Origin of the sequence: Rhodopseudomonas sp. BR0C11 (genome assembly GCF_010820945.1) — a bacterium.
In the GTDB taxonomy this organism is placed as follows: domain Bacteria; phylum Pseudomonadota; class Alphaproteobacteria; order Rhizobiales; family Xanthobacteraceae; genus Rhodopseudomonas; species Rhodopseudomonas palustris_H.
In genome coordinates this window covers 1-1618 of the sequence record NZ_QTKI01000659.1, presented here as the reverse complement: position 1 = coordinate 1618, position 1618 = coordinate 1, and the positions used below count along the sequence as shown (strand labels likewise).

Sequence of the window (1618 nt, the reverse complement as noted above, 5' to 3'; positions counted from 1 at the left end):
ATCCATGACAGCCAAAAGCGTTTCCCCGAACCGGCCGCATCGGGCGCGACGCGGCGTCGATCTCGTCTAGCAACCAGATGTTAAGATTCGGTTCGGTGTGGCAGGGACGCCGTCACCCCGCGTCGTACGCAACGTGTGCAGCCAACTGCGGGCCTTGCGCTGGCGCGCGAATGAGGTTGTGAGCCCGCCTCGGTATCTCAAATGATCTGAGTGTGTGCTCGCGCGGATGTGCGATCATGGCGAGTTGTTCATACGCGTTGGAAAGCTTCTAATCGTTGCTGATCATTTCGCTGGCAGGCAGCGAGATGAGTGAGGCAGGTTGAGACAGCATGCTCAAGAGTGGCGCCAGGAAAATCACTACAACGCAAGTTGTCGCAGCCCAATTCGTGAGCAGCTCAGTAACAACACAGTGACGTCGAATGCCGATTTATAGCGATGTAGTCGGTGGTTGAGCGAACTAACTATTAAGACCTGCCTCGTAGCTTTGCGGAGCCGGACCGGGGCCGCAATCAGAGTCCGTGCAAGTCGTTCTCAGCCGCTGAACCGGAATTCGCCGTGACCTCTTCCGTCAAGCCCACGGGCGTTGAAGTATTCTTCGACGCCGACGACATCATCGTGTCCAAAACCGACCTGAAAGGCCGGATCACCTACGCCAACCGAGTGTTCACCGACATCTGCGGCTACAGCGAAGCCGAACTGCTGGGCCAGCCGCATTCGATTGTGCGGCATCCCGACATGCCGCGCTGTGTGTTCAAGCTGCTGTGGGACACCCTCGCCGAGGGGCGTGAGATCTTCGCCTACGTCAAGAACATGACGAAGTACGGCGATCATTATTGGGTGTTCGCACACGTCACGCCGTCATTCGACGCCGCCGGCACGGTGATCGGCTATCACTCCAATCGCCGTGTGCCTGAGCGCCGGGTCGTTGCCGCGCTGGAGCCGGTCTATGCCGAGCTGCTGGCGCAGGAGTCTCGGCACCGCAATGGCAAGGACGCGCTCACGGCCGGCTATCAGCACATGATCGATTTCGTCAAGTCGAAGAACATTTCCTATGATCAACTCGTCTTCTCTCTTTAAGGCCGGTCTCTGCCTTGCCGTCACCGTCGTCGGCTCGCTTGTTGCGGTGGCGGGACTGACGCCCGGTGTACCTCTGCTGCTTCAGGTCGGCCTCGGCGCCTCGTTGCTGGGCGCCGCCGCCGTTGCCGTGATGCTGCTGCGGCTGAACCGGATGCTGACGCAGATCGATGAGGTCTGCGGCCGGATTGCCGACGGCGACTTCGAGGCTCGGCTGATCGGGCATCGCGACGGTGGCCGTCTGCTCGAGATGCAGAACCGCTTCAACGACATGATCGATCGCTGCGACGCGTTCGTGCGCGAGTCCAGCGCCGCGATGGCGGCGATCCGCGACGACAAATACTATCGGCACATCCTGCCGCAGGGCCTGCGCGGCTCGCTGCTGATCGCCAGCCGCACCATCAACGAAGCGATGCAGGCGATCGAGACACGGGTCGCGGCGTTCAACGCCAACACCGCCGAGTTCGAAACCGCGATCGGCACGGTGATCGATGCCGTGGGTGCCGCCTCCAGCAACATGGGCGAGACCGCGACTAGCCTCAAC

At 61.1% G+C, this 1618-nt stretch carries 1 protein-coding gene and 1 pseudogene; both read left to right on the top strand.

Going from position 1 to position 1618, the window contains the following annotated elements:
* Positions 1–555: 555 nt before the first annotated feature.
* Complete coding sequence (locus DYI24_RS26300; RefSeq protein WP_164574396.1) at positions 556–1077, top strand: PAS domain-containing protein; 522 nt, start codon at positions 556–558, stop codon at positions 1075–1077.
* A pseudogene (locus DYI24_RS26295) lies at positions 1052–1618 on the top strand (methyl-accepting chemotaxis protein); the annotation flags it as partial. The gene DYI24_RS26300 and the pseudogene DYI24_RS26295, both read left to right, overlap by 26 nt.